Source organism: Ruegeria sp. YTSA064, from assembly GCF_059610325.1.
On sequence record NZ_JBXWNK010000001.1, the window covers coordinates 97,771 to 122,282 of the forward strand.

At 56.4% G+C, this 24,512-nt stretch carries 19 protein-coding genes; 16 read left to right on the plus strand and 3 right to left on the minus strand.

The window, feature by feature from the left end:
* Positions 1-97 precede the first annotated feature (97 nt).
* The 5 genes from AC2FI7_RS00485 to AC2FI7_RS00505 all read left to right on the plus strand — a co-directional run bounded on the left by AC2FI7_RS00485 (position 98) and on the right by AC2FI7_RS00505 (position 7,553).
* Positions 98-2,515, plus strand: a complete 2,418-nt coding sequence (locus AC2FI7_RS00485; RefSeq protein ID WP_010439595.1) for a GcvT family protein — start codon at positions 98-100, stop codon at positions 2,513-2,515.
* A 31-nt stretch (positions 2,516-2,546) separates the two neighbouring features.
* The gene (locus AC2FI7_RS00490) at positions 2,547-3,161 is read left to right on the plus strand and encodes a nucleotidyltransferase family protein (RefSeq protein WP_010439593.1); all 615 of its coding nucleotides are present in this window, start codon (positions 2,547-2,549) and stop codon (positions 3,159-3,161) included.
* Between the two features lie 747 nt (positions 3,162-3,908).
* Positions 3,909-5,345 carry a Do family serine endopeptidase gene (locus AC2FI7_RS00495; protein ID WP_010439591.1) on the plus strand — a complete coding sequence of 479 codons (1,437 nt, stop codon included), beginning with the start codon at positions 3,909-3,911 and terminating at the stop codon, positions 5,343-5,345.
* Between the two features lie 164 nt (positions 5,346-5,509).
* Positions 5,510-6,190: a response regulator transcription factor gene (locus AC2FI7_RS00500; protein WP_010439589.1), complete on the plus strand. Its 681-nt coding sequence runs from the start codon at positions 5,510-5,512 to the stop codon at positions 6,188-6,190.
* Positions 6,183-7,553: a sensor histidine kinase gene (locus tag AC2FI7_RS00505; RefSeq protein WP_010439588.1), complete on the plus strand. Its 1,371-nt coding sequence runs from the start codon at positions 6,183-6,185 to the stop codon at positions 7,551-7,553. Before AC2FI7_RS00500 ends, AC2FI7_RS00505 begins: the two co-directional genes overlap by 8 nt.
* Before the next feature lie 36 nt (positions 7,554-7,589).
* Here AC2FI7_RS00505 and AC2FI7_RS00510 read toward each other — a convergent pair whose 3' ends face one another.
* Entirely contained in the window at positions 7,590-8,813 is a 1,224-nt protein-coding gene (locus AC2FI7_RS00510; protein WP_496815487.1) for a cytochrome P450, read from the minus strand.
* 91 nt (positions 8,814-8,904) lie between these two features.
* Here AC2FI7_RS00510 and AC2FI7_RS00515 point away from each other — a divergent pair, with 91 nt between their 5' ends.
* Positions 8,905-9,252, plus strand: coding sequence for a TfoX/Sxy family protein (locus AC2FI7_RS00515; RefSeq protein ID WP_010439582.1), 348 nt, complete (start codon positions 8,905-8,907; stop codon positions 9,250-9,252).
* A 59-nt stretch (positions 9,253-9,311) separates the two neighbouring features.
* Here AC2FI7_RS00515 and ndk read toward each other — a convergent pair whose 3' ends face one another.
* Positions 9,312-9,734, minus strand: coding sequence for a nucleoside-diphosphate kinase (ndk, locus tag AC2FI7_RS00520; protein ID WP_010439579.1), 423 nt, complete (start codon positions 9,732-9,734; stop codon positions 9,312-9,314).
* A gap of 104 nt (positions 9,735-9,838) precedes the next feature.
* On the minus strand, positions 9,839-11,041 hold the full coding sequence (locus tag AC2FI7_RS00525; RefSeq protein ID WP_496815490.1) for a multidrug effflux MFS transporter: 1,203 nt from the start codon (positions 11,039-11,041) through the stop codon (positions 9,839-9,841).
* 105 nt (positions 11,042-11,146) lie between these two features.
* Between AC2FI7_RS00525 and AC2FI7_RS00530 the strand changes: the two genes are divergently transcribed.
* The 10 genes from AC2FI7_RS00530 to AC2FI7_RS00575 all read left to right on the plus strand — a co-directional run bounded on the left by AC2FI7_RS00530 (position 11,147) and on the right by AC2FI7_RS00575 (position 24,505).
* Positions 11,147-13,000, plus strand: a complete 1,854-nt coding sequence (locus tag AC2FI7_RS00530; protein ID WP_010439575.1) for an ABC-F family ATP-binding cassette domain-containing protein — start codon at positions 11,147-11,149, stop codon at positions 12,998-13,000.
* Positions 12,997-13,617, plus strand: a complete 621-nt coding sequence (locus AC2FI7_RS00535; RefSeq protein ID WP_010439573.1) for a MarC family protein — start codon at positions 12,997-12,999, stop codon at positions 13,615-13,617. Before AC2FI7_RS00530 ends, AC2FI7_RS00535 begins: the two co-directional genes overlap by 4 nt.
* Before the next feature lie 41 nt (positions 13,618-13,658).
* Positions 13,659-14,240, plus strand: a complete 582-nt coding sequence (locus tag AC2FI7_RS00540) for a retropepsin-like aspartic protease family protein (protein WP_010439569.1) — start codon at positions 13,659-13,661, stop codon at positions 14,238-14,240.
* A gap of 49 nt (positions 14,241-14,289) precedes the next feature.
* Positions 14,290-14,916 (plus strand): ImuA family protein, encoded by a 627-nt coding sequence (locus tag AC2FI7_RS00545; RefSeq protein ID WP_037320815.1) that lies wholly within the window; start codon positions 14,290-14,292, stop codon positions 14,914-14,916.
* Positions 14,917-14,959: 43 nt separating this feature from the next.
* The gene (locus AC2FI7_RS00550) at positions 14,960-16,174 is read left to right on the plus strand and encodes an MFS transporter (protein WP_010439563.1); all 1,215 of its coding nucleotides are present in this window, start codon (positions 14,960-14,962) and stop codon (positions 16,172-16,174) included.
* On the plus strand, positions 16,171-16,767 hold the full coding sequence (locus AC2FI7_RS00555) for a YceI family protein (protein WP_496815495.1): 597 nt from the start codon (positions 16,171-16,173) through the stop codon (positions 16,765-16,767). Before AC2FI7_RS00550 ends, AC2FI7_RS00555 begins: the two co-directional genes overlap by 4 nt.
* 80 nt (positions 16,768-16,847) lie before the next feature.
* Positions 16,848-18,071, plus strand: coding sequence for an MFS transporter (locus AC2FI7_RS00560; protein ID WP_010439558.1), 1,224 nt, complete (start codon positions 16,848-16,850; stop codon positions 18,069-18,071).
* Positions 18,072-18,173: 102 nt separating this feature from the next.
* The gene (metG, locus tag AC2FI7_RS00565; protein WP_496815498.1) at positions 18,174-19,892 is read left to right on the plus strand and encodes a methionine--tRNA ligase; all 1,719 of its coding nucleotides are present in this window, start codon (positions 18,174-18,176) and stop codon (positions 19,890-19,892) included.
* A 293-nt stretch (positions 19,893-20,185) separates the two neighbouring features.
* The gene (locus AC2FI7_RS00570) at positions 20,186-21,364 is read left to right on the plus strand and encodes an efflux RND transporter periplasmic adaptor subunit (protein ID WP_170778913.1); all 1,179 of its coding nucleotides are present in this window, start codon (positions 20,186-20,188) and stop codon (positions 21,362-21,364) included.
* 3 nt (positions 21,365-21,367) lie between these two features.
* On the plus strand, positions 21,368-24,505 hold the full coding sequence (locus AC2FI7_RS00575) for an efflux RND transporter permease subunit (protein WP_496815500.1): 3,138 nt from the start codon (positions 21,368-21,370) through the stop codon (positions 24,503-24,505).
* Positions 24,506-24,512: the final 7 nt, after the last annotated feature.

Here is a 24,512-nt window from a genome sequence, read left to right on the forward strand (position 1 = left end):
GCGTTCGCAATTGACAAGCGACGCGCAGTGTCGCGAACGGAATAGTATTGCGCCAGAGCCCTCGGCAGGCTCGGCCAAAAGCCGAGGGAGATGCATCGTGAAAACCACCACCCGTGTTGTAGTGATTGGCGGGGGCGTCGTCGGATGTTCGGTCCTCTATCATCTGACCAAACTTGGATGGTCGGATGTGATGCTGCTGGAACGGTCCGAGCTGACGAGCGGGTCGACCTGGCACGCGGCAGGTGGTTTCCACACGCTGAACGGCGACACTAACATGGCCGCCCTGCAGGGCTATACCATACGGTTGTATAAAGAGCTGGAAGAGATCACGGGCATGTCTTGCGGCCTGCACCATGTGGGCGGCGTCACTCTGGCCGACAATCAGGACCGGTTCGACATGCTACTGGCCGAGCGCGCCAAGCACCGGTTCATGGGCCTTGAGACCGAGATTGTCGGGCCAGAAGAGATCAAGAAGATCGCTCCAATCACCAACACCGATGGTATACTTGGCGCGCTTTATGACCCCCTAGACGGGCATTTAGACCCTTCGGGCACCACCCATGCCTATGCCAAGGCCGCGCGTATGGGCGGCGCCACGATCGAAACCCATTGCATGGTGCGCGAGACCAACCAGCGCCCTGACGGCACATGGGATGTGGAGACCGACAAAGGCACTATCCATGCCGAACATATCGTCAATGCAGGCGGCCTTTGGGCACGCGAAGTCGGCGCGATGGCCGGTATCTATTTCCCGCTTCATCCGATGGAACACCAATATCTGGTTACTGACTCCATCCCTGATATCGAGGCCATTATCGACGCGGGTGGCGAGCACCCGCATGTGATGGATCCTGCTGGAGAAAGCTATCTGCGGCAGGAAGGGCGCGGGCTGTGCATCGGCTTCTATGAACAACCCTGTAAGCCCTGGGCTGTTGACGGAACCCCTTGGGAGTTTGGCCACGAGTTGCTGCCCGATGATTTCGACAAGATCACCGACAGTATCGAATTTGCATACCGACGCTTCCCTGTGCTGGCTGAGGTGGGGGTCAAATCGGTCATCCACGGACCGTTTACTTTTGCCCCCGATGGCAATCCCCTGGTCGGGCCTGTGCCCGGCGTGCGAAACTACTGGTCGGCCTGTGGTGTCATGGCCGGTTTCAGTCAGGGTGGTGGCGTAGGCCTGACTCTCGCACAATGGATGATCGAAGGCGAACCTGGACGCGATGTGTTTGCGATGGATGTGGCCCGGTTCGGCGACTGGATCAGCCCCGGTTACACGCGCCCCAAAGTGATTGAGAACTATCAGAAACGGTTCAGCGTCGCATATCCGAACGAAGAGCTGCCTGCCGCACGCCCAAACCGAACCACGCCGATGTATGACATCTTCAGCGATCTCGGTGCCGTATGGGGGCAGCAGTACGGGTTGGAGGTTCCGAACTACTTTGCCAAAGGGGATGAACCAGATTTCGAAACACCCTCCTTCCGCCGCTCCAACGCTTTTGAGGCCACTGGTCGAGAAGTCCGCGCCGTGCGCGAAGGTGTGGGGATCAACGAGGTTCACAATTTTGGCAAATACCGCATCACCGGTGCCGGTGCCCGCGCATGGCTGGATCGCATCATGGCTGGCCGAATTCCGAAACCGGGTCGTGTCTCGTTAACGCCCATGTTGTCGCCCAATGGCAAGTTAATCGGGGATTTCACCGTGTCCTGTCTGAACGAAAATGAGTTTCGCGTCACGGCCTCATATGGCAGCCAGGCGTTTCACATGCGCTGGTTCCTGCAAAATCAGGACGAAGGCGTAAACATCGAAAACATCAGTGACCGGTTGAACGGCTTTCAGATTGCTGGCCCCAAGGCCACCGAAGTCCTGTCGGCCTGTACCCGGGAAGATGTCAGTTCACTAAGGTTCCTTGACGTGCGTGAGATGACCATCGGAATGACCGACTGCATCGTTCAGCGTGTCAGCTATACCGGTGACTTGGGATATGAGATCTACTGTGATCCTGTGGCGCAGCGGCAGCTTTGGTGGACCTTATGGCAGGCCGGCCAACCTCATGGCATCGCACCATTTGGGATGCGTGCGATGATGAGCCTGCGTTTGGACAAGTTCTTTGGGTCGTGGATGCGCGAGTTTTCGCCGGATTATACTGCCGCGGAAACCGGTCTGGATCGGTTCATCTCATTCTCAAAGAACAGCAACTTCATTGGCCGCGCAGCTGCCGAGACCGAACGCGCTGCTGGCACCAATCGCCGTTTGGTTGCGTTCGAGGTCGATGCAGCCGATGCCGATGTTAACGCGTATGAACCGATATGGATTGATGGTTCAGTTGTCGGCTTCTGCACGTCAGGCGGGTATTCCCACTATGCACGCAAATCGATAGCAATGGGATTCCTGCCAACCGAACAAGCAACCGAAGGTTGCGAGGTTTCGATTGAGATACTGGGCAGGATGCGCGCGGCCCGTGTGATCACCACGCCTCTGTTTGATGCCGACGGTGCAAGAATGCGGGGATGACACAATCTGACCTTAGCGGCATGGTGGCGAGATGAAAGAGATTCCCATCATACTGCTCGCCGCTGGCCAATCCTGCCGTATGGGTGGGACCGATAAGCTGATGCAGCCAGTGGGTGGCGTGCCGCTGCTGCGCCGTGTCGCGCAAAGAGCGATTGCCGTTGGTCCTGTTTTCGTTGCCCTGCCCCCGATGCCTCATCCACGCTATACGGTGTTGAAAGATCTCGATGTGCTGCCGGTCGAAATCCCGGACGCACGGGAAGGTATCAATGCCAGTCTAAAGGGGGCGATGGCTGCAATCCCAGCCGATGCGAAGGCAGTGATGATCCTCTTGTCCGACTTGCCGGACCTTACGACTGCAGATCTACGCAATGTCCTGCAATCGGTCAAAACCCATCCTGCCAATCGAATTTGGCGCGGTGCGACCAACCAGGGCGTCCCTGGGCACCCGGTGATCTTTGATCGCTCTCTCTTTGCAGAACTGATAGACCTGACCGGTGACAGTGGCGCGCAATCTGTCGTACGGCGTCACAAGGATGCAGTTCACCTTCATCGCCTGCCCAGCCAAAATGCGCTGTTGGATCTAGATACACCAGAGGATTGGGCAGAGTGGGTAGCCCGCCAACCTTCTGGGCTTCACCCGAAATAAACACGGCCCGGTCGTTTTCGACCGGGCCGTATGCCCAAAAACAGGACTACCACTTTCACCAATCTCTAAAGCACTATCAGATCGCCAATCAGGCTGTCCGACTTTGAGCTGCAGAACCTAAACAAGACCCCCTCGTTAACATGCCGCTCAGCGCTGTGGAGACTGAGATGTGCCTTTGACACCCCCTAGTGTCTCAGGCCCCCTTCACTTGGGCATAACCAATGTCGCCGATCAGATGCGTTCAAACAATGTAAAATTGGAAGAAATGGTAAATTTGAGCGAAGACGGTTTGGCTTTTGCGCAACAATACAACGCTCAAGACTCTACCAGTGGTTGCAACTCCTTAACTCTATTCGGAGCAAATACAGCGTTAATAGTTCATCGATACGCCCATTGCGCCTATTTCATAGACACCTACACACGCACTCAAAGATTAGATCGATTGCGCGATACAACTTTAAGGGGAGAAATTCGACGGGCCGTCCACGTGCCGTTTCTTTGTTAACAAAAATGATTCAATTCAATACTTTTCCGAAATTATTGACTTCGTCGGCAACAATCCACCGATTCTCCCCGATTCTCCCAAGCTGATTCTCGCTGTTAAGCCCTTTCGAACAGAGTCATTAAAGCGGCGAAACGTGGCGAAATTAAGGTTTCTTAATTTTTCTCTCAGGATATCCCAAGGTTGCTGGGGCATCTCCTGTCTGAATGCGCGGGATCAACCGCCAAACACAGACAGGAGTCAAAATGAGCATCCGGAAATCCTCACTGCTTCTTCCAAGCACATCCAGCTGGATGGGGGCTGGCGCACTGGGCGCGGCAATGCTGGCCACAACCGTTCTGCCCGCAATGGCAGACGAGGCGCTGGCTGATCTGGTCGAAACGGTTTCACCCTCGGTGGTGACAATCATCGCCAAACAAGACGCAACGCCAAAACAGGCGCAGGGGCAGGACTTCAATTTCGAAGGTCACCCCTTTGGTGAATTCTTTGAACGCTTTGGAGGCCCGGAAGGGTTCAACATGCCGCAGCGCGGTCCAAGCCAGGGTTTGGGCTCTGGATTCGTGCTGGACGAGGCGGGTTACATCGTGACCAATCACCACGTCGTCGACAACGCAACCGAAGTGACCGTCCGCCTGAGCGATGACCGTACGTTCCAAGCTGAAGTCATAGGCACCGATCCGCTAACGGACATTGCCGTACTCAAGATCGATGCCGGAGAAGACTTGCAGGCCGTCGAAATGGGTGACAGCGATGTCATTCGCGTCGGCGAAGATGTGGTGGCCATCGGCAACCCGTTTGGTCTGAACGCGACTGTTACGACTGGCATCGTATCTGCGAAGGGCCGCAATATATCGGAAGGTCCTTACGCCGAGTTCATCCAGACTGATGCTGCCATCAACAAGGGTAACTCGGGTGGACCGCTGTTCAATATGGAAGGCGAAGTAATCGGGGTGAACTCGGCAATCTATTCGCCTAGCGGAGGCTCGGTAGGATTGGGTTTTGCGGTCACATCCAATATTGTCGACCACATCACTGCCGATTTGCTGGATGACGGTGAAGTCAGCCGCGGTTGGTTGGGTGTTTCGATTCAGAATGTGAGCCCCGAATTGGCGGCAGCAATGGGAGTTGATGTCGCTACCGGCGCCCTGGTATCCGATGTTGTCCCGGACAGCCCCGCCGATGGCGTGCTGCAGCAAGGCGACGTGATCCTGACTTTCAACGACGATGCCGTTGAATCCAGTAATGAACTCCCTGTTCTGGTTGGAACCACCAAGGTTGGCACCGACAGCACATTGACAGTTCTGCGCAACGGCAAGGAAGAACAGATCAAGCTGACGATCGGCCAACATCAGGCGGCATCAGCGGCTACTGACAGCGTGGCGGAAGACAAGTTCGAAGGCACCAAGCTTGGCGTTATCGTGGCTCCGCTGACTGAAAGCGCCCGTGCAGAAGTTGGCGTCGCGGAAACTGTAGATGGCGTTGTTGTCACCGATCTCCAGCCCGAAAGCCCTGCGGCCAAAGCTGGTTTGCAACGCGGCGATGTAATCGTCCGGCTGGGCAATCTGGATACGGTTTCGCCGGATGCGCTGAAGGAAGCACTGGAAAGCGAAAAGACCGATCCAGCGTTGGTTCTTATCAACCGTGGCGGCAACCAAATATTTGTCGCGGTCGAAATCGTCTGACCACACACCTAAGCGCGCCACATGATGGGGAAATCTGGTGCGCTTATTTCTGGCCGACGCGGATTGTCCACGCGCCGCCGGAACAGCCGGGTGCGGCATCGCACCCGGCATGTTTTTTTCAAACAGTATGTGTGTTTAAATCCCGATGTGAAGGAGCCCTGATTATGAGTAGACGCCTGTTAATCGTTGAAGATGACCAAGACACACGGGACTTCATTGCCAAAGGGTTTGGCGAAGAAGGGTACGTTGTCGAAGTTGCATCAGACGGCCGCGAAGGGTTGTACCACGCCACCGATGGCGGATTTGACGCAGTCGTGCTGGATCGAATGTTGCCAGGCTTGGACGGGTTGTCGCTGATCAAATCAATGCGTGCGGCCGGGGTAAAAACACCTGTGCTGATGCTAACCGCCATGAGCGCGGTCGACGAACGCGTCAAAGGCCTGCGTGCTGGTGCTGACGACTATTTGGTCAAACCATTTTCGTTCCAGGAGCTCCACGCTCGGATCGAGGCGCTGCTGCGCCGCCCACAAGAGTCAGAAGAAACCCCTTCCCTCGCCTGCCGCGATCTTGAGATGGATTTGTTGACCCGCAAAGTCACGCGCAGTGGCCGGGAAATCACTCTAACCCCGCGCGAATTTCAGATTCTGGAGTTCTTTCTGCGGCGCAAGAACCGAGTCGTCTCGCGCACCATGTTGCTAGAAGGGGTGTGGGACTATCACTTTGATCCGAACACCAATGTAGTCGACGTGCATATCTCGAAGCTTCGCCGCCAACTCGATGAAGACGGGGCCGACCCGATTATTGAAACGGTCCGAGGGGCCGGTTACATGGTTTCGGATGGATAACCTGCGCCTGTCGCTCAAAAATTCTCGTACGCGGCTGGTTCTGGCCAGTATGGTTCTCAGCACGTTGCTAACAGCGGCGGTGCTTGCGATGGTCTATGTGACTGCCAACCGCACGATTACGGGCGAAACGCGCTCGGTCGTGTCGGCTGAGCTCACCGGATTGGCGGATGAATATGAACGGCACGGCATGATCGGTTTGATCACTGCGATCGAGAGGCGATTGCCAACAGCGGCCGAGCGCGATGCGTTGTATCTGTTAACCGGTCGGCAGGGTACAAAGCTGGCAGGAAATTTATCTCATTGGCCCGAAGGAATCACGGCGGGCAGTGGGTGGGTCGACCTGCAGTTGCGCAAAGGGGATACCGATCAACACGTTCCGATTTCTGCTGCTTCCATCAGATTGCCGGGTGGCGAAAGATTGCTGGTTGGACGAGATGCGCTGGCCAGACAGCAATTTGATCGCGTTCTTCTCCGCTCGGTCGCCCTGGCACTGGTGACCGCACTTGCGCTAAGCCTGTTGACCGGTTGGCTGCTAACTCGGCTTGTGTTCTCGCGGCTAAAGGATATTGCCGACACCGCCGACAATATCGTATCAGGCGATCTGGCGCTGCGCATGCCCTTGCGCGGAACAGGTGACGAATTCGACCAAGTTGCAGGCACTTTGAACAATATGCTTGATCGCATCGAAGAGTTGATCAGCAACCTGCGCACAACTTCCAACTCAATCGCCCATGACCTGCGCTCGCCCCTGTCGCGACTTCGTCAGCGCGTCGAGTCTCTTGCCGAACCCGGAAAAAGCGAACAGGACCGTGATATCGACTTGGCCCGTGCGACTGGGGAAATTGATCATCTGCTGCGCGTCCTCAGCCAATTGACCGAGATCTCGCGGGCAGAAGCCGGTTTGGGGCGCGAGCAGTTCGAGCAGGTTAATTTGCTGCAACTGGTCGGGGATGTGGTTGAACTGTATGAACCTGTCGCTTCTGATCAGAACATCCGACTTGAAGTTGTTGGTAACGCCGAACCGATCCAGGGTCACCGCCCACTTCTCTCTCAGGCATTGTCAAACCTGCTCGAAAACGCGATGCGCTATGCGCCTCCCGGTACTGCGATCACCATCGAAATCCGGGAAGATGATGATTATGCATTGCTTAGCGTCCGAGATCGTGGCCCCGGTGTTCCGGAAAACGATCTGTCACGGTTGCAGATGCCCTTCGTCACACTTGATCCCGCACGGACTGAACGCAACGCGGGGCTAGGTCTCGCACTTGTAGCCGCCATCTCGCATATGCACGGGGGTAGCTTTCAGGCGCGTAACCGCAAGCCCGGACTGGAGACGACTCTGAGACTTTATCGCAAATCTTGATAATTCAAGAGCGGCCCGCAAGACGTTGTAATATAATCAAAGAACTGCAGGCAGAGAGGTGTACCCGTGAAAGCGAATGCGGCCACCTCGCACCCTAGGTCCCTGAACTTGGCAATCAGGAAACCGGTTCAGCAATCGCCCTAGCGCCACGCGACCTTCAAGCCGCGCAAGAGTCAGGCCAACGCAGACATGCGGACCGCCTGCGAACGCCAGATGCCGGTTCGGTTTGCGCGTGATGTCAAAACGCGTCGGGTCGGGAAAGACCTCAGGATCGCGGTTCGCCGCACCGATACAGAGGTGCAGGTTCGTTCCTTTGACGATCAGATGTCCCCCGATCTCAACCTCAGCCGTGGTTTCCCTGTTGCCAAACTGATTGGGGGACCGAAAGCGCAAGACCTCCTCGACTGTCGAAGCGATCAGGTCAGGATTATCCAGCAGGCGTTTGCGTTGTGCCGGGTGGTCGTTCAGCAATGCCAACCCATTGCCGATCAGATTGGTGGTGGTCTCATGGCCGGCGTTCAGGATGAAGATGCAATTCTGTAACAGCTCAATTTCGCTTAATTTTTCGTCTGCACCCTCACCTCGGATCAGGCGGGTCAAAACATCAATCTCAGGATCACCCGGTTTTGCACGGCGACGGGCAACGAGGTCCTGAAGGTAGGCTTTGAACTCACATACCGCGCTGTGGCCTATTTCCAGCTGAGTGTCCGTCAAAGCGGGTTCCAAAGCACCAAGAATAGCTAAAGACCAATCCCTTAGCGGTGCACGTTCATCCATAGGGACGTCCAGCAGATTACCAATGATCTGGATCGGAATCGTCGATGCAAAATCCTCAATCAGATCCACCTGTGCTTTGCCTTCCATGTCGTCGAGCAATACATCAACAGTTTCGATCAGACCCGGCTCCATCCGCGCAATTGCGCGCGGCGTCAGGGCCGAGGTCATGATTTTGCGCACCCGTGTGTGGAGCGGCGGGTCAGAGAACACCAGCGACGTTGTGTGATGCTCGAACAACGGCGAGCCAACTCCAAATTTCGGACCAAACGCTGCCTCTTTGTCCGAAGAATAGAGCGTCGTGTTGCGATAAATCGCATCCAGATCTGCATGACGAGACAACAGTACGGAACCATCTGGTTGACGCAGTATCGGTGCGTATTCGAGCAAAGCATCGTAAAAGGGAAATGGGTCATCGACAAACCCCTCAGGTGGGTTTGTCAGGTCCAGATTTTGCGCAAGATTCTTTAGGCTTATGTCGTTCATGCTTCGCCCCCCTGACGTTTGGGTAGCGGAATAGACTGCAGCAAACAACCTTGTCGGATGACAGGCCACGTCGGACCGGATAAGACAAGACATGTCTGACCCGATTTCATCAATCCGCAATCTTGGCCCAGCGTTCGAACAAGCCTGCACACAGGCGGGAATTATGACAGCTCAGGAGTTGCGCGATCTTGGTGCTGATGAGGCATATGCTCGCCTGTTGCAAGCTGGAACCCGCCCGCATTTCATCGGCTATTATGTCTTAGTCATGGGCTTGCAAGGGCGCCCATGGAATGACTGTAAAGGCGAGGAAAAGAAGGCATTGCGTGAACGGTTCGATGCGATCAAGGCCAGCACCAGTCGGGCGCCTGAAAGCCAGTTGATTTCAGATCTGGATGCCGTTGGCGTGCGTGTATCGGCAAGTGACCTCAAACCTGTCTAAGCAACAAAAAATGCCGCGCCCAACAAGGGCACGGCCAAAAACTTTGATCTGACGAAAGATTAGCCGACCAGCTCGATGCCCGAGAAGAAGTAGGCGATCTCAACCGCTGCAGTTTCCGGAGCGTCCGAACCGTGGACCGAGTTTTCGCCAACCGACTCGGCGAATTCGGCGCGGATGGTGCCGGGGGCAGCATCAGCGGGGTTGGTCGCACCCATAACTTCACGGTTCTTCGCAATTGCGCCTTCGCCTTCCAGAACCTGGACAACAACCGGTGCCGACGACATGAATTCGCACAGTTCGTCATAGAACGGACGCTCAGCATGGACGTCGTAGAACTTGCCTGCTTGGGATTTGGTCATGTGGATGCGCTTTTGCGCAACGATGCGCAGGCCAGCTTCTTCAAACTTGGCATTGATCTTGCCAGTCAGATTGCGGCGGGTTGCATCGGGCTTGATGATCGAGAATGTGCGTTCCAGTGCCATATTGGCCTCTCCTTGACTTAAGGGCGCAAAACCTGCGCCGAAATCCATCGCGCGCCGCCTAACACGGTATTTGTCTCATGAAAAGCGTTATGATCGTTTATCGCTCAGATCGCCTCAGGCAGTGGGTCGGTACGATCTAACCGTCGGACATAGAGCACTGCCAGCAAACCAACAAAGCTGCTGACGCACATCATGCTCAGTACAAGATAAGGCCCGTTTTCGGGGCTCACAAAAGTCCCGGTCATCATGGTCAAGACTGCACCCAGTGCCACGATCAGTGCGCCTGACAGGCCGGCAGCACTGCCTGCCAGTTTCGGGCGTACCGACATCACCCCGGCCGAGGCATTTGCATTGGTCAGACCATTTCCGAAACCCACGCAAATAGCTGATCCGAAAAACACCCAGACCGAGCCCATGTTGCCGATGAACAGCAGCAATCCGCAGAACGGCCCAACCGACGCCACGATCCGACCGAACAGGATCATTGTGGTGAGTTGAGTGCGCTTTGCGATGCGCCCGGTGACAAAATTGCCGACCATAAAACCGCCCGTGATAATCCCGATCCCAAGGCCCAGCATTGCGGGGCTCAGATCGAACCAGGCCGCAGCGACTAGCGGTGCGCCGGTGATGAAACTGAAAAAACCACCGATGGAGAACGCAGCGCATAAGGCATAGCCCCAGAACCTGCGTGCGCGAAACAGATGCGGGTATTCGCGCATCTGCGCAGCGAAAGTCGACGAGCGATTGGTGTTGGTTTCACCCATGTCGAACCACAACAGCAGTAGTACCCCTGCCCCAAGCAGCGAATACATTACGAACCCGGCGCGCCAACCGAACAGCATGTCCAGCGCGCCGCCCAGCATCGGTCCAAGCATCGGTGCCAGAGCCATCGCCATCGCGACATAGCCCAGTTTGCTGGCTGCTTCATTTGGGGGATATCGGTCGCGGATCGAAGCGCTCGACAGAACCGGCCCGGCCACCACCGCCGCCTGAACCATCCGAAATGCAAGGAATGCCCAGATCGAGTCTGCCAACACGCACCCGATTGATGCGACAACAAATATTGTCATCGCGATCAGCAGAACCGGCCGACGCCCGTAACGATCTGAAAGCGGCCCGACGATCAACTGCAAGGCTGCCGAGACACATAGATACCCGGCCACAGATACGTTCATCAGGCCATAATCCACACCAAAATCTTCGCTCATATGCGCCAGCGACGGCAGGAACATGTTCAGTGTCAGAACCGAGAGTGCCGTTGCAAAGATCAGCGTTATCAGGGTCGGAGGTGATTGAGCCGGACGCATATCGAAACCGTTTGGAAGACGAACCGGAACAGCGCTAACACATTGCTTCTGGCTTGAACATGGTGACCTCTGGCGGCGTCTTTGATGCTCTGATAAGAGCGCCTCATGCTACGGATTGAGAATATAAATTATGCAGTTGAAGGCCGTCCCCTGTTCGACGGGGCCAGCGCGACCATTCCCGACGGCCACAAGGTCGGCCTTGTCGGGCGCAATGGTACCGGAAAGACGACGCTCTTCCGGTTGATCCGTGGTGAGCTGTCGCTGGAATCAGGCAATATCTCGTTACCGAAACGCGCGCGGATCGGCGGCGTGGCGCAGGAGGTGCCGTCGTCGGATGTCTCGCTGATCAACACCGTTCTGGCAGCGGATGTCGAACGAAGTTCATTGATGGCCGAAGCTGACAGCGCGACCGACCCGGATCGGATTGCCGAGATTCAAACACGTCTGACTGATATCGACGCTTGGTCGGCTGATGCGCGCGCGGCCTCGATCCTCAAAGGACTGGGCTTTGACGATGAAGATCAGCTGAAGCCCTGTTCTGATTTCTCGGGCGGCTGGCGGATGCGCGTGGCGCTGGCGGCAGTGCTGTTTTCACAGCCCGATCTGCTGCTGCTGGACGAACCGACCAACTATCTGGACCTCGAAGGTGCGCTGTGGCTGGAAAGCTATCTGGCGAAATACCCGCATACTGTCATCATCATCAGCCACGACCGTGGGCTTCTAAATCGTGCGGTGGGCTCAATTCTGCATCTCGAAGACCGCAAGCTGACATATTATGCGGTTCCCTACGACAAGTTTGCTGAACGCCGCGCCGAACGTCTGGCGCAGGCAGAATCCGAGAATGCCAAAGCCAAGGCGCGCATCGCACATTTGCAAAGTTTCGTGGATCGCTTCCGTTACAAAGCGTCAAAGGCGGTTCAGGCCCAATCCCGCCTCAAAATGATTGAGCGCATCCAGCTGGTCTCAACCCCACAAGAGGCAGCTTTGCGCGCCTTTTCCTTCCCCGAGCCGGAAGAGCTGTCGCCCCCGATCATCCAGCTTGAGGGCGGTGTGACTGGCTATGGCGAGACCGAGGTTCTGCGACGACTGAACCTACGCATTGATCAGGACGATCGCATCGCTTTGCTGGGCAAGAACGGTCAAGGCAAGTCGACCCTTTCGAAACTGCTGTCCGACCGACTGCCCCTGATGGCGGGAAAAATGACCCGCAGTTCCAAGCTGCGCATCGGCTATTTCGCACAGCATCAGGTGGATGAGCTGCATGTGGACGAAACGCCTTTGGATCACCTGCGCCGCCTGCGCCCGAATGAGGCACCCGGCAAGTGGCGCTCGCGCCTGGCGGGGTTCGGGTTGAATTCGGATCAGGCGGAAACGCTGGTCGGTCGCCTGTCGGGCGGACAAAAGGCGCGTTTGTCGCTGCTGCTCGCGACCATCGACGCGCCGCACATGTTGATCCTCGACGAACCGACCAACCACCTGGACATCGAAAGCCGTGAGGCGTTGGTTGAGGCGCTGACTGCCTATTCCGGCGCGGTTATCTTGGTCAGCCACGACATGCACCTGCTGTCGCTGGTCGCCGACCGGCTTTGGTTGGTCTCTGATGGCACCGTCAAACCGTTCGATGGCGACCTTGAGGCCTATCGCGCCCTTCTTTTGGCCCGCGAAAAACCGGTCAAAGTGAAACCACAGACCGCCAAACCCAAACGTGCATCACGCGAGACGGTATTGGCCCTACGCGCGGATCTGCGCAAATGTGAAGATCGGGTCAAGAAACTCACGGATATGCACGACAAGCTATCGGCCAAGCTGGCGGATCCGGAGCTCTATAAAGACGACCGGATCAACGATCTGGAAACCTGGAACCGCAAGTTCGCCGAGGTGGTCGAGGCCATGCAAAAAGCTGAGGCCCTTTGGGTTGCCGCCGCAGAACGCTTGGAACAGGCAGAGAGCGCAGCATGATCGACATGGCCTTTTTCGTAACTGCTTTCACCACGATGTTCGTGGTGATCGACCCGTTCGGCACTACGCCGGTCTTTGTTGCTTTGACACAGGACATGGATGCCGCAACGCGCCGTAAGATTGCCATTCGCAGTTGCTTGACCGCCGTTTTCATCCTGATCGCCTTTGCCGCGTTTGGTGAGGCGGTTCTGGGCTTTATTGGTATCTCGATGCCTGCGTTCAAAGTGGCCGGCGGCGCATTGTTGTTCCTGACAGCGCTCGACATGCTGTTCGAGCGGCGCAACAAGCGGCGTGAGAACCGTGCAGAAGAGGAAGAGCATCCTGACCCGTCGGTGTTCCCGTTGGCCATTCCGTTGATCGCAGGCCCCGGGTCGATTGCAACCATCATTCTATTGGCAGGACAAAACCCCGGCATTCAGGGGATCGCAGCCGCCTGTGCCGTCATGCTGGGCGTCATGCTGGTTGTTTTTGTGTTCTTTCTGGCCGGAGGTCTGATTGCTCGCATCTTGGGCAAAACCGGGTTGAACGTACTGACACGGCTGCTGGGTATGCTGCTGGCCGCACTATCGGTTCAGTTCATCCTGGATGGCCTCAAAGCCTTTGGTTTCGCCTCCTGAGGCACCATATTGGCATCAGACAACTGTATTCGGGTGATTGAATGGACGGCGAAGATTTTGGGCGATTGACCTATCTGGTTCTGCTGGGAGCCGCCCTGTTGATGTGGTTTTTCACTCAAAACCGCCAGTCATTGGGCAAAACCATGCAGCAGGTCGCGGCTTGGGTGTTCATCTTTATTGGCGTTATCGCCGTAGTCGGGCTGTGGGATGACATCCGTTCGACCGTCAGCCCTACCCCACAGCTGACCGTAACCGATCAGAGGATCGAAGTGCCCCGTTCGTATGATGGACACTACTATTTGCCGATGCTTGTAAATGGCAAAGCCGTGACCTTTCTGGTCGATACCGGGGCCAGCAATATCGTCATTAGTCCGAAAGATGCCGAACGAATTGGAATCGATACGGATCAATTGAACTATCTCGGCCGCGCCTCAACGGCCAATGGTATCGTGCGCACCGCGCCGGTTCGGTTGGACAGCTTGTCTCTGGGCCCGATTACTGATCGCAATATCCCGGCCTCGATCAATGAGGGCGATCTGGATCAATCGCTGCTGGGGATGGAATATCTGCATCGGTTCTCGAATATCCAGTTTGCTGACGGACGCCTGATTTTGTCGCGCTGATGGCAATCCTCAATTGAGAACAAAGTAAGAACATGCTAGTTTGATCAGCATGTCCACCCATCTTCTTGGCCGCAAGCCCGCGCGCACCCCGCCCGGGGTGGCCCTGCACCCACAGATCAGCCTACAACTGGCCCGTGTGCACGAGGCCTGCGGCCCTGCTCGACGCAGTTTTGCCCTGTGGGTGGCGGGGCAAACTCAGGGTCCGGTAATGTGGATTGCCCCGGCGTGGGAGGTCGTCCAGCTGCATCCCGAAGGCATGTTACCTTTTGCTGACCCGTCCCGGTTTCTGCTGATCCGCCCTGATAAACCCGAAGACCTATTGTGGTGCATGGAAGAAGCCTTGCGCAGTGGTGCTGCGCCCCTGGTTATCGGCGACCTGCCCGGCCCGCCGGGTCTGACCCCTGTTCGGCGGTTGCATCTGGCCGCCGAACAGGGTGGCACATCGGGTCAGGCCCCTCTGGGACTGTTGCTGACACCTGACGATGGCGGCGCGCAGGGGATCGAGACGCGCTGGCATATGGAGCCGACTTATCGGGACGAGGCCTGCAGTTGGCGCCTGACCCGCCGCCGCGCCCGCGCCCTGCCCCCGGCCAGTTGGCACGTGACGCGGACGGCCCCACATTTCGGCCTGCAGTTACAACAGATCAAAACCGAAGACGCACCCACGTTCACATAACTTGTGACTGGTCAAAGCAGAACATGCACCCTAGCGTGCCCGCATGACACATCCGATCCATGACAGCCGATACTCCTGGCTTCGCCTGCTGATCACTCTGGCGATCGCAACGGTGGTCAATGTGGGTATGTGGGCTGTAGTTGTCGTGATGCCCGCCATCGAGGCCGATTTTGGAGCAGGCAGAGCTGCCGCATCGATGCCCTATACGCTCACCATGATCGGTTTTGCCTTTGGAAACATGTGGCTTGGCAAGCTGGTGGATAATCTGGGCGTGACAAAGGCTCTGATCGGGGCCGCCCTATTAAGCGCATTAAGCTATTTGCTGGCCACGCTTGCACCGAACATTGCCCTCCTTTCAGTCGCGCATCTGTTGCTGGGTCTTGGAACATCGATCGGGTTTGGGCCACTGATCGCCGATATCTCGCATTGGTTCATGCGCAGGCGCGGGGTTGCTGTGGCGCTGGTGGCCAGTGGCAACTACCTTTCAGGTGCAATCTGGCCTACGCTGTTATCGGGCATTCTGCAGCGCGAAGGATGGCAACAGGTTTATCTGAGCCTCGCCCTCATCACATTGGTCGTTGTCATACCCCTGTCCCTGCTCCTACGTCGCCAAGTTCCGGTCGAAGCGCACAGCACCGCAGCTGCCGCAGCAGAGATCAAAGCACAAAGCGTCGGCTTTTCACCCCGCACCCTGCAATACATCCTCGGGCTGGCTGGTATCGGATGTTGCGTGGCCATGTCGATGCCGCAGGTCCATATAGTGTCTTATTGCGTCGGCCTTGGCTACGGTCCGGCGGTCGGAGCTGAAATGTTATCATTGATGCTGCTGGGAGGCGTTGTCAGCCGGGTGATTTCAGGGCTGGTCGCGGACCAATTGGGAGGGCTTACCACCCTTTTGATCGGCTCGATCCTTCAGTGCATCGCTCTGTTCCTGTTCCTGCCTTACGACGGTATGGTGTCCCTGTACGTTGTCAGCATGCTGTTTGGATTGGCGCAGGGTGGTATCGTTCCAAGCTATGCTTTGGTTGTGCGCGAATACATGCCGCCACAAGAGGCCGGAGCGCGTGTGGGTTTTGTCATGATGATGACCATTCTGGGCATGGCGCTGGGCGGCTGGATGTCCGGCTGGATCTACGATGTAACCGGCAACTATCAACTCGCCTTTATCAACGGCATCGTTTGGAATGGCATGAACATCGCCATCCTGCTGATGCTCTTGAAACGCTCAAGGCCACGCGGCGACACAGCAATGGCATGACCGATCACACGCGCCGCACACTCATCGCTGGCCTTGCGGCTCTACCGTTCGCGCGCGACGCTCATGCAGCACTCACCCCGTACGTTCTGGCAACGGAGCGCCGCTCGGTCGAATTTACCTACACTCTGTCTGGCACAGCACAAACAGGTACGATGCCAGTTCAGTCGGCGCAGATTTTAATCGACACGAGACGCCTTCAAAACAGTAGGGTCGATGTTGCGATGGACGTGGCCCGAGCTCGTACGAAATTACCCTTTGCGCGCGGCCAGATGTTAGGCAGCAGCGTGTTGAACGCCGCCCGATATCCAACCATTCGGTTCGTCACGACCAAAATTCAACTTGGACCCACTGGTCGCATCTCGGAAGGCGCGACAGTAACGGGTGACCTGACAGTGCGTGATGTAACTCGTCCCGTAACGCTGAAGGCCGATCTTTATCGAAGACCGGGCAGCGCAGTGGATGATCTGGACACCCTATTCATAAGGCTGGTGGGCGCGCTTAATCGGCACGAATTTGGTGCGTCAGGCTATCCTGATCTGGTACAGCCAATGATTGGTTTAAACATCCGAGCCGAAATCATTCGACAGGATTAGCCAAGGAACGCCAAAAAACGACGCTAAGGTGTCGAATAGACACGCGCAATTCGTGACAATAAAGACAAGCTGCCCCCATCATGCGTACGATCATTTCATTTGCCGCACTTTTTCTTTCGGTCATACTATTGCAATTGTCGACCGGCGGTGTCGGGCCATTGGATGCGATCTCGGGCCTGACACTGAACTTTTCGACAGAACAGATCGGTCTGTTGGGGTCTTCGCATTTCCTTGGCTTTTTCATTGGCTGCTGGTGGGCACCGCGCCTGATGGGAAGCGTCGGACACTCGCGCGCATTTGCCGTTTGCACCGCCTTGGGTGCCATGGGGCTGTTGGGACACACGCTGACTGAGAACCCCTATGTCTGGGCCATCCTACGGATCGCGTCGGGCACTTGCGTTGCCGGGTGCTACACGGTGATTGAGGCGTGGCTAAATGCAAAGGTCACAAATGAATCACGTGGACGTGTGATGGGAAGCTATCGCATCGCAGATCTGGGCGCCTCGCTTTGCGCGCAGTTGATCATCGCGGTTCTGCCTCCGGCATCCTATGTTTCATATAATCTTCTGGCCATCTTATGCTGCGCATCGCTACTGCCTTTGACGCTAACACGCGCGAGCCAACCCAAAACCCCGGACGCACCACGCTTACGGCCCCGGCTGGCGTGGCAAAACTCACCGCTTGCAGTGGCCGGGGTGATCGTCGCGGCCCTAAGCTCGGCCTCATTTCGAATGGTCGGCCCGGTTTACGGTCAGGAGGTGGGGCTGGCTGTAGATCAGATTGCGTTCTTTCTGGCCTCATTCGTTCTGGGCGGCGCGCTGGCGCAGTACCCGCTGGGTTGGCTGGCCGACAAATATGACCGACGCTGGGTGTTGATCTGGTTATCGGCCGCAGCGGTCTTAAGTTGCGGTATCACAATGTTGGCCAGTGGAACCGGCACCGTCGGCGTCATGCTGACGGCGGGCTTTTTCGGCCTGACCACATTCCCGATCTTCTCGGTTTCATCAGCCCACGCAAATGACTTTGCCACTACCGAACAACGCGTGGAACTGGCCGCAGCGCTGATGTTTTGGTACGCGCTGGGGGCGATTGCATCACCCTACATCTCATCAACGTTGATCCAACAGTTCGGCCCTGGTGCCCTGTTTGCATTCGTGGCTCTGGGTCATGCATTCCTGATCGTGTTCGGCCTTGCCCGCATGCGCTCGCGCCCAACGCCCGACGAACGGACAAATTACGTCTATGCGCCGCGTACTTCGTTTACGATTGGCAGATTGCTCAAAGGTTCGCGTGAAAAGCACTAAGCGCGATTTCAGTGTGAAATACACAGAGTCGCAAAACCCGGCCTTTTGCTAACCGCCGACATACTGTAGACGGGCGCGCAGACAGTTATCTGGAAACGCAAAATGGCTCGGATTCTCATCACCTCGGCGATCCCTTATATCAACGGGATCAAACACCTCGGCAATCTGATCGGCTCGCAGTTACCCGCCGATCTTTACGCGCGCTATCTGCGTGGTCGGGGGAATGAGGTCATGTTCCTGTGCGCAACCGACGAACACGGCACTCCGGCGGAACTTGCTGCGGCGAAAGCGAGTAAACCCGTCGCGGAGTACTGCGCCGATATGTATGCGGTGCAGGCAGACATCGCCAAACGCTTTGGTCTGAGTTTTGACCACTTTGGCCGTTCATCCAGCGATCAGAACCGTAACCTTACACAGCACTTCGCAGGCAAACTGGATGAGGCCGGGCTGATCCGTGAGGTGAGCGAGAAGCAGGTTTATTCAAACGCCGACGGCAGGTTTCTACCTGACCGTTATATCGAGGGTACATGCCCCAATTGCGGCTATGATCGCGCGCGTGGTGATCAGTGCGAGAATTGCACCAAGCAGTTGGACCCGACCGACCTGATCGAGCCCCGCTCAGCGATTTCCGGTTCGACTGATTTAGAGGTGCGCGAGACCAAACATCTCTATCTGCGCCAATCCGCTATGAAGAATCAGTTGGATGCGTGGATTGACAGCAAGTTAGACTGGCCGATCCTGACCACCTCGATTGCCAAGAAATGGTTGCATGATGGCGACGGTCTGCAGGACCGCGGCATCACCCGCGATCTGGATTGGGGTGTGCCGGTTAAGAAAGGCGATCAGGACTGGCCTGGAATGGAAGGCAAGGTCTTCTACGTCTGGTTCGACGCGCCCATCGAATACATCGCCTGCGCAAAGGAATGGGCGGATGCCAACGGTAAGTCCGATGCCGAGTGGGAGCGATGGTGGCGCACCGACAAAGGCGCGGATGACGTGCGGTACGTCCAGTTCATGGGCAAAGACAATGTGCCGTTCCACACGCTCAGCTTCCCGGCTACCATTCTGGGATCAGGCGAGCCGTGGAAGATGGTCGATCACCTGAAATCTTTCAACTATCTGAACTATGACGGCGGCCAGTTCTCGACCTCACAAGGGCGCGGCGTGTTCATGGATCAGGCGCTGGAGCTTCTGCCTGCCGACTACTGGCGCTGGTGGCTGCTAAGCCATGCGCCGGAAAGCAGCGACAGCGAGTTCACCTGGGAAAACTTCCAGCAATCGGTCAACAAGGACCTCGCTGACGTTCTGGGCAACTTTGTCAGCCGGATCACCAAGTTCTGCCGCTCCAAGTACGGTGAGACCGTTCCGGGTGATGGTGAATATGGTGAGCATGAGCAAACGCTTATCGCTGAACTGACCCGACGCATCCGCGCCTATGAGGGCCACATGGAAGCAATGGAAGTGCGTAAATCTGCGCAGGAGTTGCGGGCGATCTGGGTCGCGGGCAACGAATACCTGCAGGCTGCGGCTCCCTGGTCAACCTTCAAGGAAGACCCGGCGCTTGCTGCGGTTCAAGTCAGGCTGGGGCTGAACTTGATCCGACTCTATGCGGTTCTGAGCGCGCCGTTTATTCCCGAAACTTCGGCAAAAATGCTCAGCGCGATGAACACGCTGGACACTAGCTGGCCCGATGAGGTCGACGCCGCACTGCGTGCCCTGCCCGCAGACCACGACTTCTCGGTTCCAGATGTGCTGTTCGCCAAGGTAACAGATGAGCAACGTGAAGACTGGCAGAATCGCTTCGCCGGGACGCGTAAATAACAACAAATCTTCATCTGTGAATGCAGCAGCAGAGCGCTGAGCAATCCTCTGTCGTGTTTTATCCAGGGGACCCACTGGCCCTAAAAAGATGCCCTTTCCTCTGCAAATTTGCTGTTGGCGCAAGCTAAGTCTGCCAATTGGAAAGAAATTCTTTACCATCTGAACTTCGCAAGAAGTCTCAACATGCTTGAGAAACTGCGCCAAACCCGCCATCCTGCCTGAAACATCACTCGACTCGTCCGCGCATATCTGATGCCCGGGCGCATTATCTTTAGTTTGAACGAGGCGTCATCATGTCCTTTGTATTTAAAAAGCCCACATACCGCCGTCGCGGATACTTCAGGACAATAGGCGCATCTCTCGCTGTAATCGCATGGTCCATCCTTCCGCACTCAGTTACGGCACAGGATCAGTCAGACGCCCCCGCGCCAAAGGTCTCGATCGCGGCGGCCTATACAGAAGAGATTACTGATCAGGCGACGTTTATTGGGCGGGCCGAGGCCATCGACAAGGTCGACATCGTCGCGCGCGTCAGCGGGTTTCTGGACAGTCAGAACGTAGATGACGGCGCCCCCGTGTCTAAAGATGACTTGCTGTTCACGATCGAACCAGACCTTTACCAAGCAACTCTGGAAGCGCGCAAAGCTGATCTTGACCGCGCCGAGGCCAACCTTGAACTGGCCAAAGTCGATCTGGCACGTAAGGAAGAACTGTACAAGCGAGACGCCACACCCGAATCCGAACGTGATATCGCACGTGCCAACGAATTGGTTGCGGAAGCCGAGGTAAAAGCTGCGAATGCGGCCATCCAGCAGGCCGAGCTTGATCTCAGCTATACCCAGATTCACGCGCCATTTTCTGGTCGGATCGGTCGGGTCGAAATTAGTGTTGGCGACGTCGTCGGCCCCAATAATCCACCCCTCGTCACGCTGGTTAGCGAGGCCCCCATCTACGTGAATTTTTCATTGAACGAGAAACAGTTCACCTCGGTTCTTGAACAAATTGGTGAAGATCCAGCGACCCTGGCAGAAAGCAACAAAAGTCCAAACGTCCATGTGACCTTGCCGAATGGAACCGCACTGGATGAGACAGGCGAAATCATTTTTGTAGATAACCGCATTGACCCGTTGACTGGTGCGATCACCCTCACAGCTCAGTTCGAAAATGCCAAACGTCTGCTTGTCGATGGCGCGTTCGTAAACGTCCAGATCGAAGCGTTGGAGCCAACGCTGCAGGTCTTGATCCCTCAAGCGGCCCTGCAACGTGACCAACGCGGGGAATTCGTTTTGGTCGTCAATGACAAACAAATGGTAGAGCAGCGCTACATCACAACCGGAGACCCCGTCGACTCGGCCATTATCGTAACGGATGGTCTGCGTGAGGGCGAAAGTGTGATCGTCGAAGGTCTGCAGCGCGTTCGTCCCGGCGTCGCCGTCGATGCCGTTGTCGCCTCTGAGCAGCCAGGAGAATAACAGATGTTCTCTGCCCTGTTCATCAGCCGGCCCAAGCTGGCGCTTGTAATTTCGCTGGTCCTGACCATCTTGGGCGGGATCGGTTATATGGTTCTGCCGGTTGCGCAATTCCCTGATATCACGCCTCCGGTTGTCAGTGTAACCGCCACCTATACCGGCGCGAATGCCGAAACTGTCGAGAACACTGTAGCCGCGCCAATCGAGGCGCAGGTCAACGGCGTGGACGACATGATCTATATGACGTCAACTTCGTCAGATAACGGTTCTTATTCTCTGAATGTAACGTTTGAAGTTGGCACCGATCCCGATATTGCATCGGTCAATGTGCAGAACCGCGTCGCGCAGGCCATGGCCTCGTTGCCGAGCGAAGTGACCTCATCGGGCGTGGTAACCCAAAAAGCGTCAACAAACATGCTGCTGCTGGTCACGCTGACCTCGCCCAATGGCACGTATGACAGCGTGTTTCTTTCGAACTATGCCTCGATCAACCTGAAAGACGCGCTGGCACGCGTTCAGGGCGTAGGTAAGGCGGATGTTCTGACCAATCTGGAATACGCGATGCGGATATGGATGGATCCGGATAAGATGGCCGCGCTGTCGATCACTCCGGGTGATGTCATAAACGCAATCCGCGAGCAGAATATCGAAGTATCGGCTGGATCGATTGGATCACCGCCTGTTCCAGAAGGGCAAACCTTTCAATACACGATCAAGACCAAAGGCCGCCTGACCTCTGCTGATGAGTTCGGAGATATCGTTATCCGCACCGGGGATGCAGGCGCGATTGTACGTGTCAAAGACATCGCTCGCACAGAGCTTGGTGCGCAGTTTTATTCAGCTTCGGGTTATTTTCAAAGCGTTCCGGCAACGGTTATCGGTATCTATCAGGCCCCCGGCGCGAACGCGCTTGCGGTTTCCGAACGTGTTGAAGCCGAGCTAGACCGTCTGTCCCGAGCCTTTCCGTCGGATGTAGAATATGCCGTTCCGTTCAACACGACAGACTTTGTGGAACAATCGCTCAATGACGTGGTGTCAACACTGATCCTGACATTCATACTCGTGATTACGGTCGTGTTCATATTCCTTGGCAGTTGGCGCGCGACTATTATTCCCGCGGTGGCAATTCCCGTCTCACTGATTGGAACATTCGCATTCCTTCTGGCATTCGGCATGTCGCTCAACACGATCTCACTATTTGCGCTGGTGCTAGCCATCGGCATCGTGGTGGATGACGCCATTGTCGTAGTTGAAAATGTCGAGCGTATCATCGCGGATGAGGGGCTGCTTCCTGCCGAAGCGACACGCAAAGCGATGGGCCAAATCACCGGTCCGGTGATTGCGACAACCCTGGTTTTGCTGGCAGTGTTCGTACCCGTCACCTTTATGCCTGGTATTTCAGGGCGGCTTTATTCTCAGTTCGCGGTCACGATCTCGACCGCTGTCGTGATCTCATCGATCAACGCCCTGACATTGTCTCCGGCCTTGTGTGGATTGGTTCTGAAGGCACGCTCTGGTCCCCCAACCGGGTTGCTGGCTATGTTCGAAGGGTTCATCGGTTCGATGCGCAACGGATATACCGCAATCGTACGAAAATTGCTGATCCTGCCGGTGATTTCACTGGGCATCATCGCGGCCTTCGCTGCCGGTACAGGGTCCATCATGGGTGTCACCTCGAAAGGGTTTATTCCGCTTGAGGATAATGGCTATCTGTTTGTCGACATCCAACTGCCCGACGCCGCAACGCTGGAACGCACCGAAACTGTCTCGGCACGTCTGGATGCGCAGATTCAAGAGATCCCCGGTGTCGCGAGCACCGTACTGGTAAACGGGTTCTCGCTGCTGAACGGCACGACGACAAACGGAGCGGCCATTTTCGTCAACCTTACCAACTGGGAGGAGCGGCAAGAACCTGATCTGAGCGCCGATGCCATTCTGGGCAAGGTTCTGGCGATTGCAAACCAGGAATCTGCAGCGTCGATTGTGGCCTTCAACCCGCCGCCCATTCAGGGCTTGGGCATGTCCGCTGGCGTGGAAATGGAGGTACAGCAAACCGGAGGCGGATCGCCGCAGGATCTGGCGTCAGCAGTGGGCTCATATGTCTATGCCGCGAACCAGAGGCCTGAAATCGCACAGGCCTACACCACTTTCCGCGCAAACGTCCCGCAGCTTTTCGTTGATCTAGACCGGGAAAAAGCCAAGACGCTGCAGGTCTCGGTAGCCGAGATCTTCCAGACCATGCAGGCGCAGCTTGGTTCATATTACGTAAACGACTTTAACCTGTTTGGTCGTGTTTACCGCGTAATGATCCAGGCCGAAGGCTCGTACCGGAACAAGGTCGAGGATATCTCGGACCTCTATGTACGCTCCACCAAAGGCGAGATGGTGCCGTTGGGCACATTGATCGACGTCGAGAACGTACTGGGCCCGGTTCTGCTGAAACGGCACAATCTGTTCCGTTCTGCGACTGTGACCGCAGTTCCAGCGGCCGGACTGTCAACCGGTGACGCCATCACCGCTATGACCGAAGAATCGGCGACCGCCCTGCCCCCCGGTTACGCCTTTGAATGGACAGGGACCGCGCAGCAGCAGCTGGCGTCGGGCAACTTGGTTGTCGTGATCCTCGGGCTGGCGATCTTGTTCGGATACCTGTTCCTTGTCGGCCAATATGAAAGTTGGACGATGCCCGTTTCGATCCTGATGTCGGTGACCGTTGCCTTGTTCGGTGCCGTCGCAGCGGTGGCAATCGTGGGCAGCGACATCAACCTCTACACGCAGATCGGGATGATCATGCTGGTCGGGCTTGCGTCAAAGAACGGGATTCTCATCGTCGAATTTGCGATGGAACAAAGGGCCAAGGGGCTGTCCGTTAAAGACGCCGCGGTCGAAGCTGCCTTCCAGCGTTTCCGCGCCGTGATGATGACCGCGTTGTCCTTCCTGCTGGGCGTGGTTCCATTGCTGGCGGCAAATGGTGCCGGGGCGGCAAGTCAGAAGGCCATTGGTGTGGCCGTATTTGGCGGTATGCTTGCTGCGACACTGTTCGGCGTCATTCTGGTTCCCGTCCTCTATGCCGTTATGCAAAGCATGCGAGAGTGGATCAAAGGGAGCAAGAATGATCCAGGACCGTCAGAGGAAACCGCGTAAAAACGGC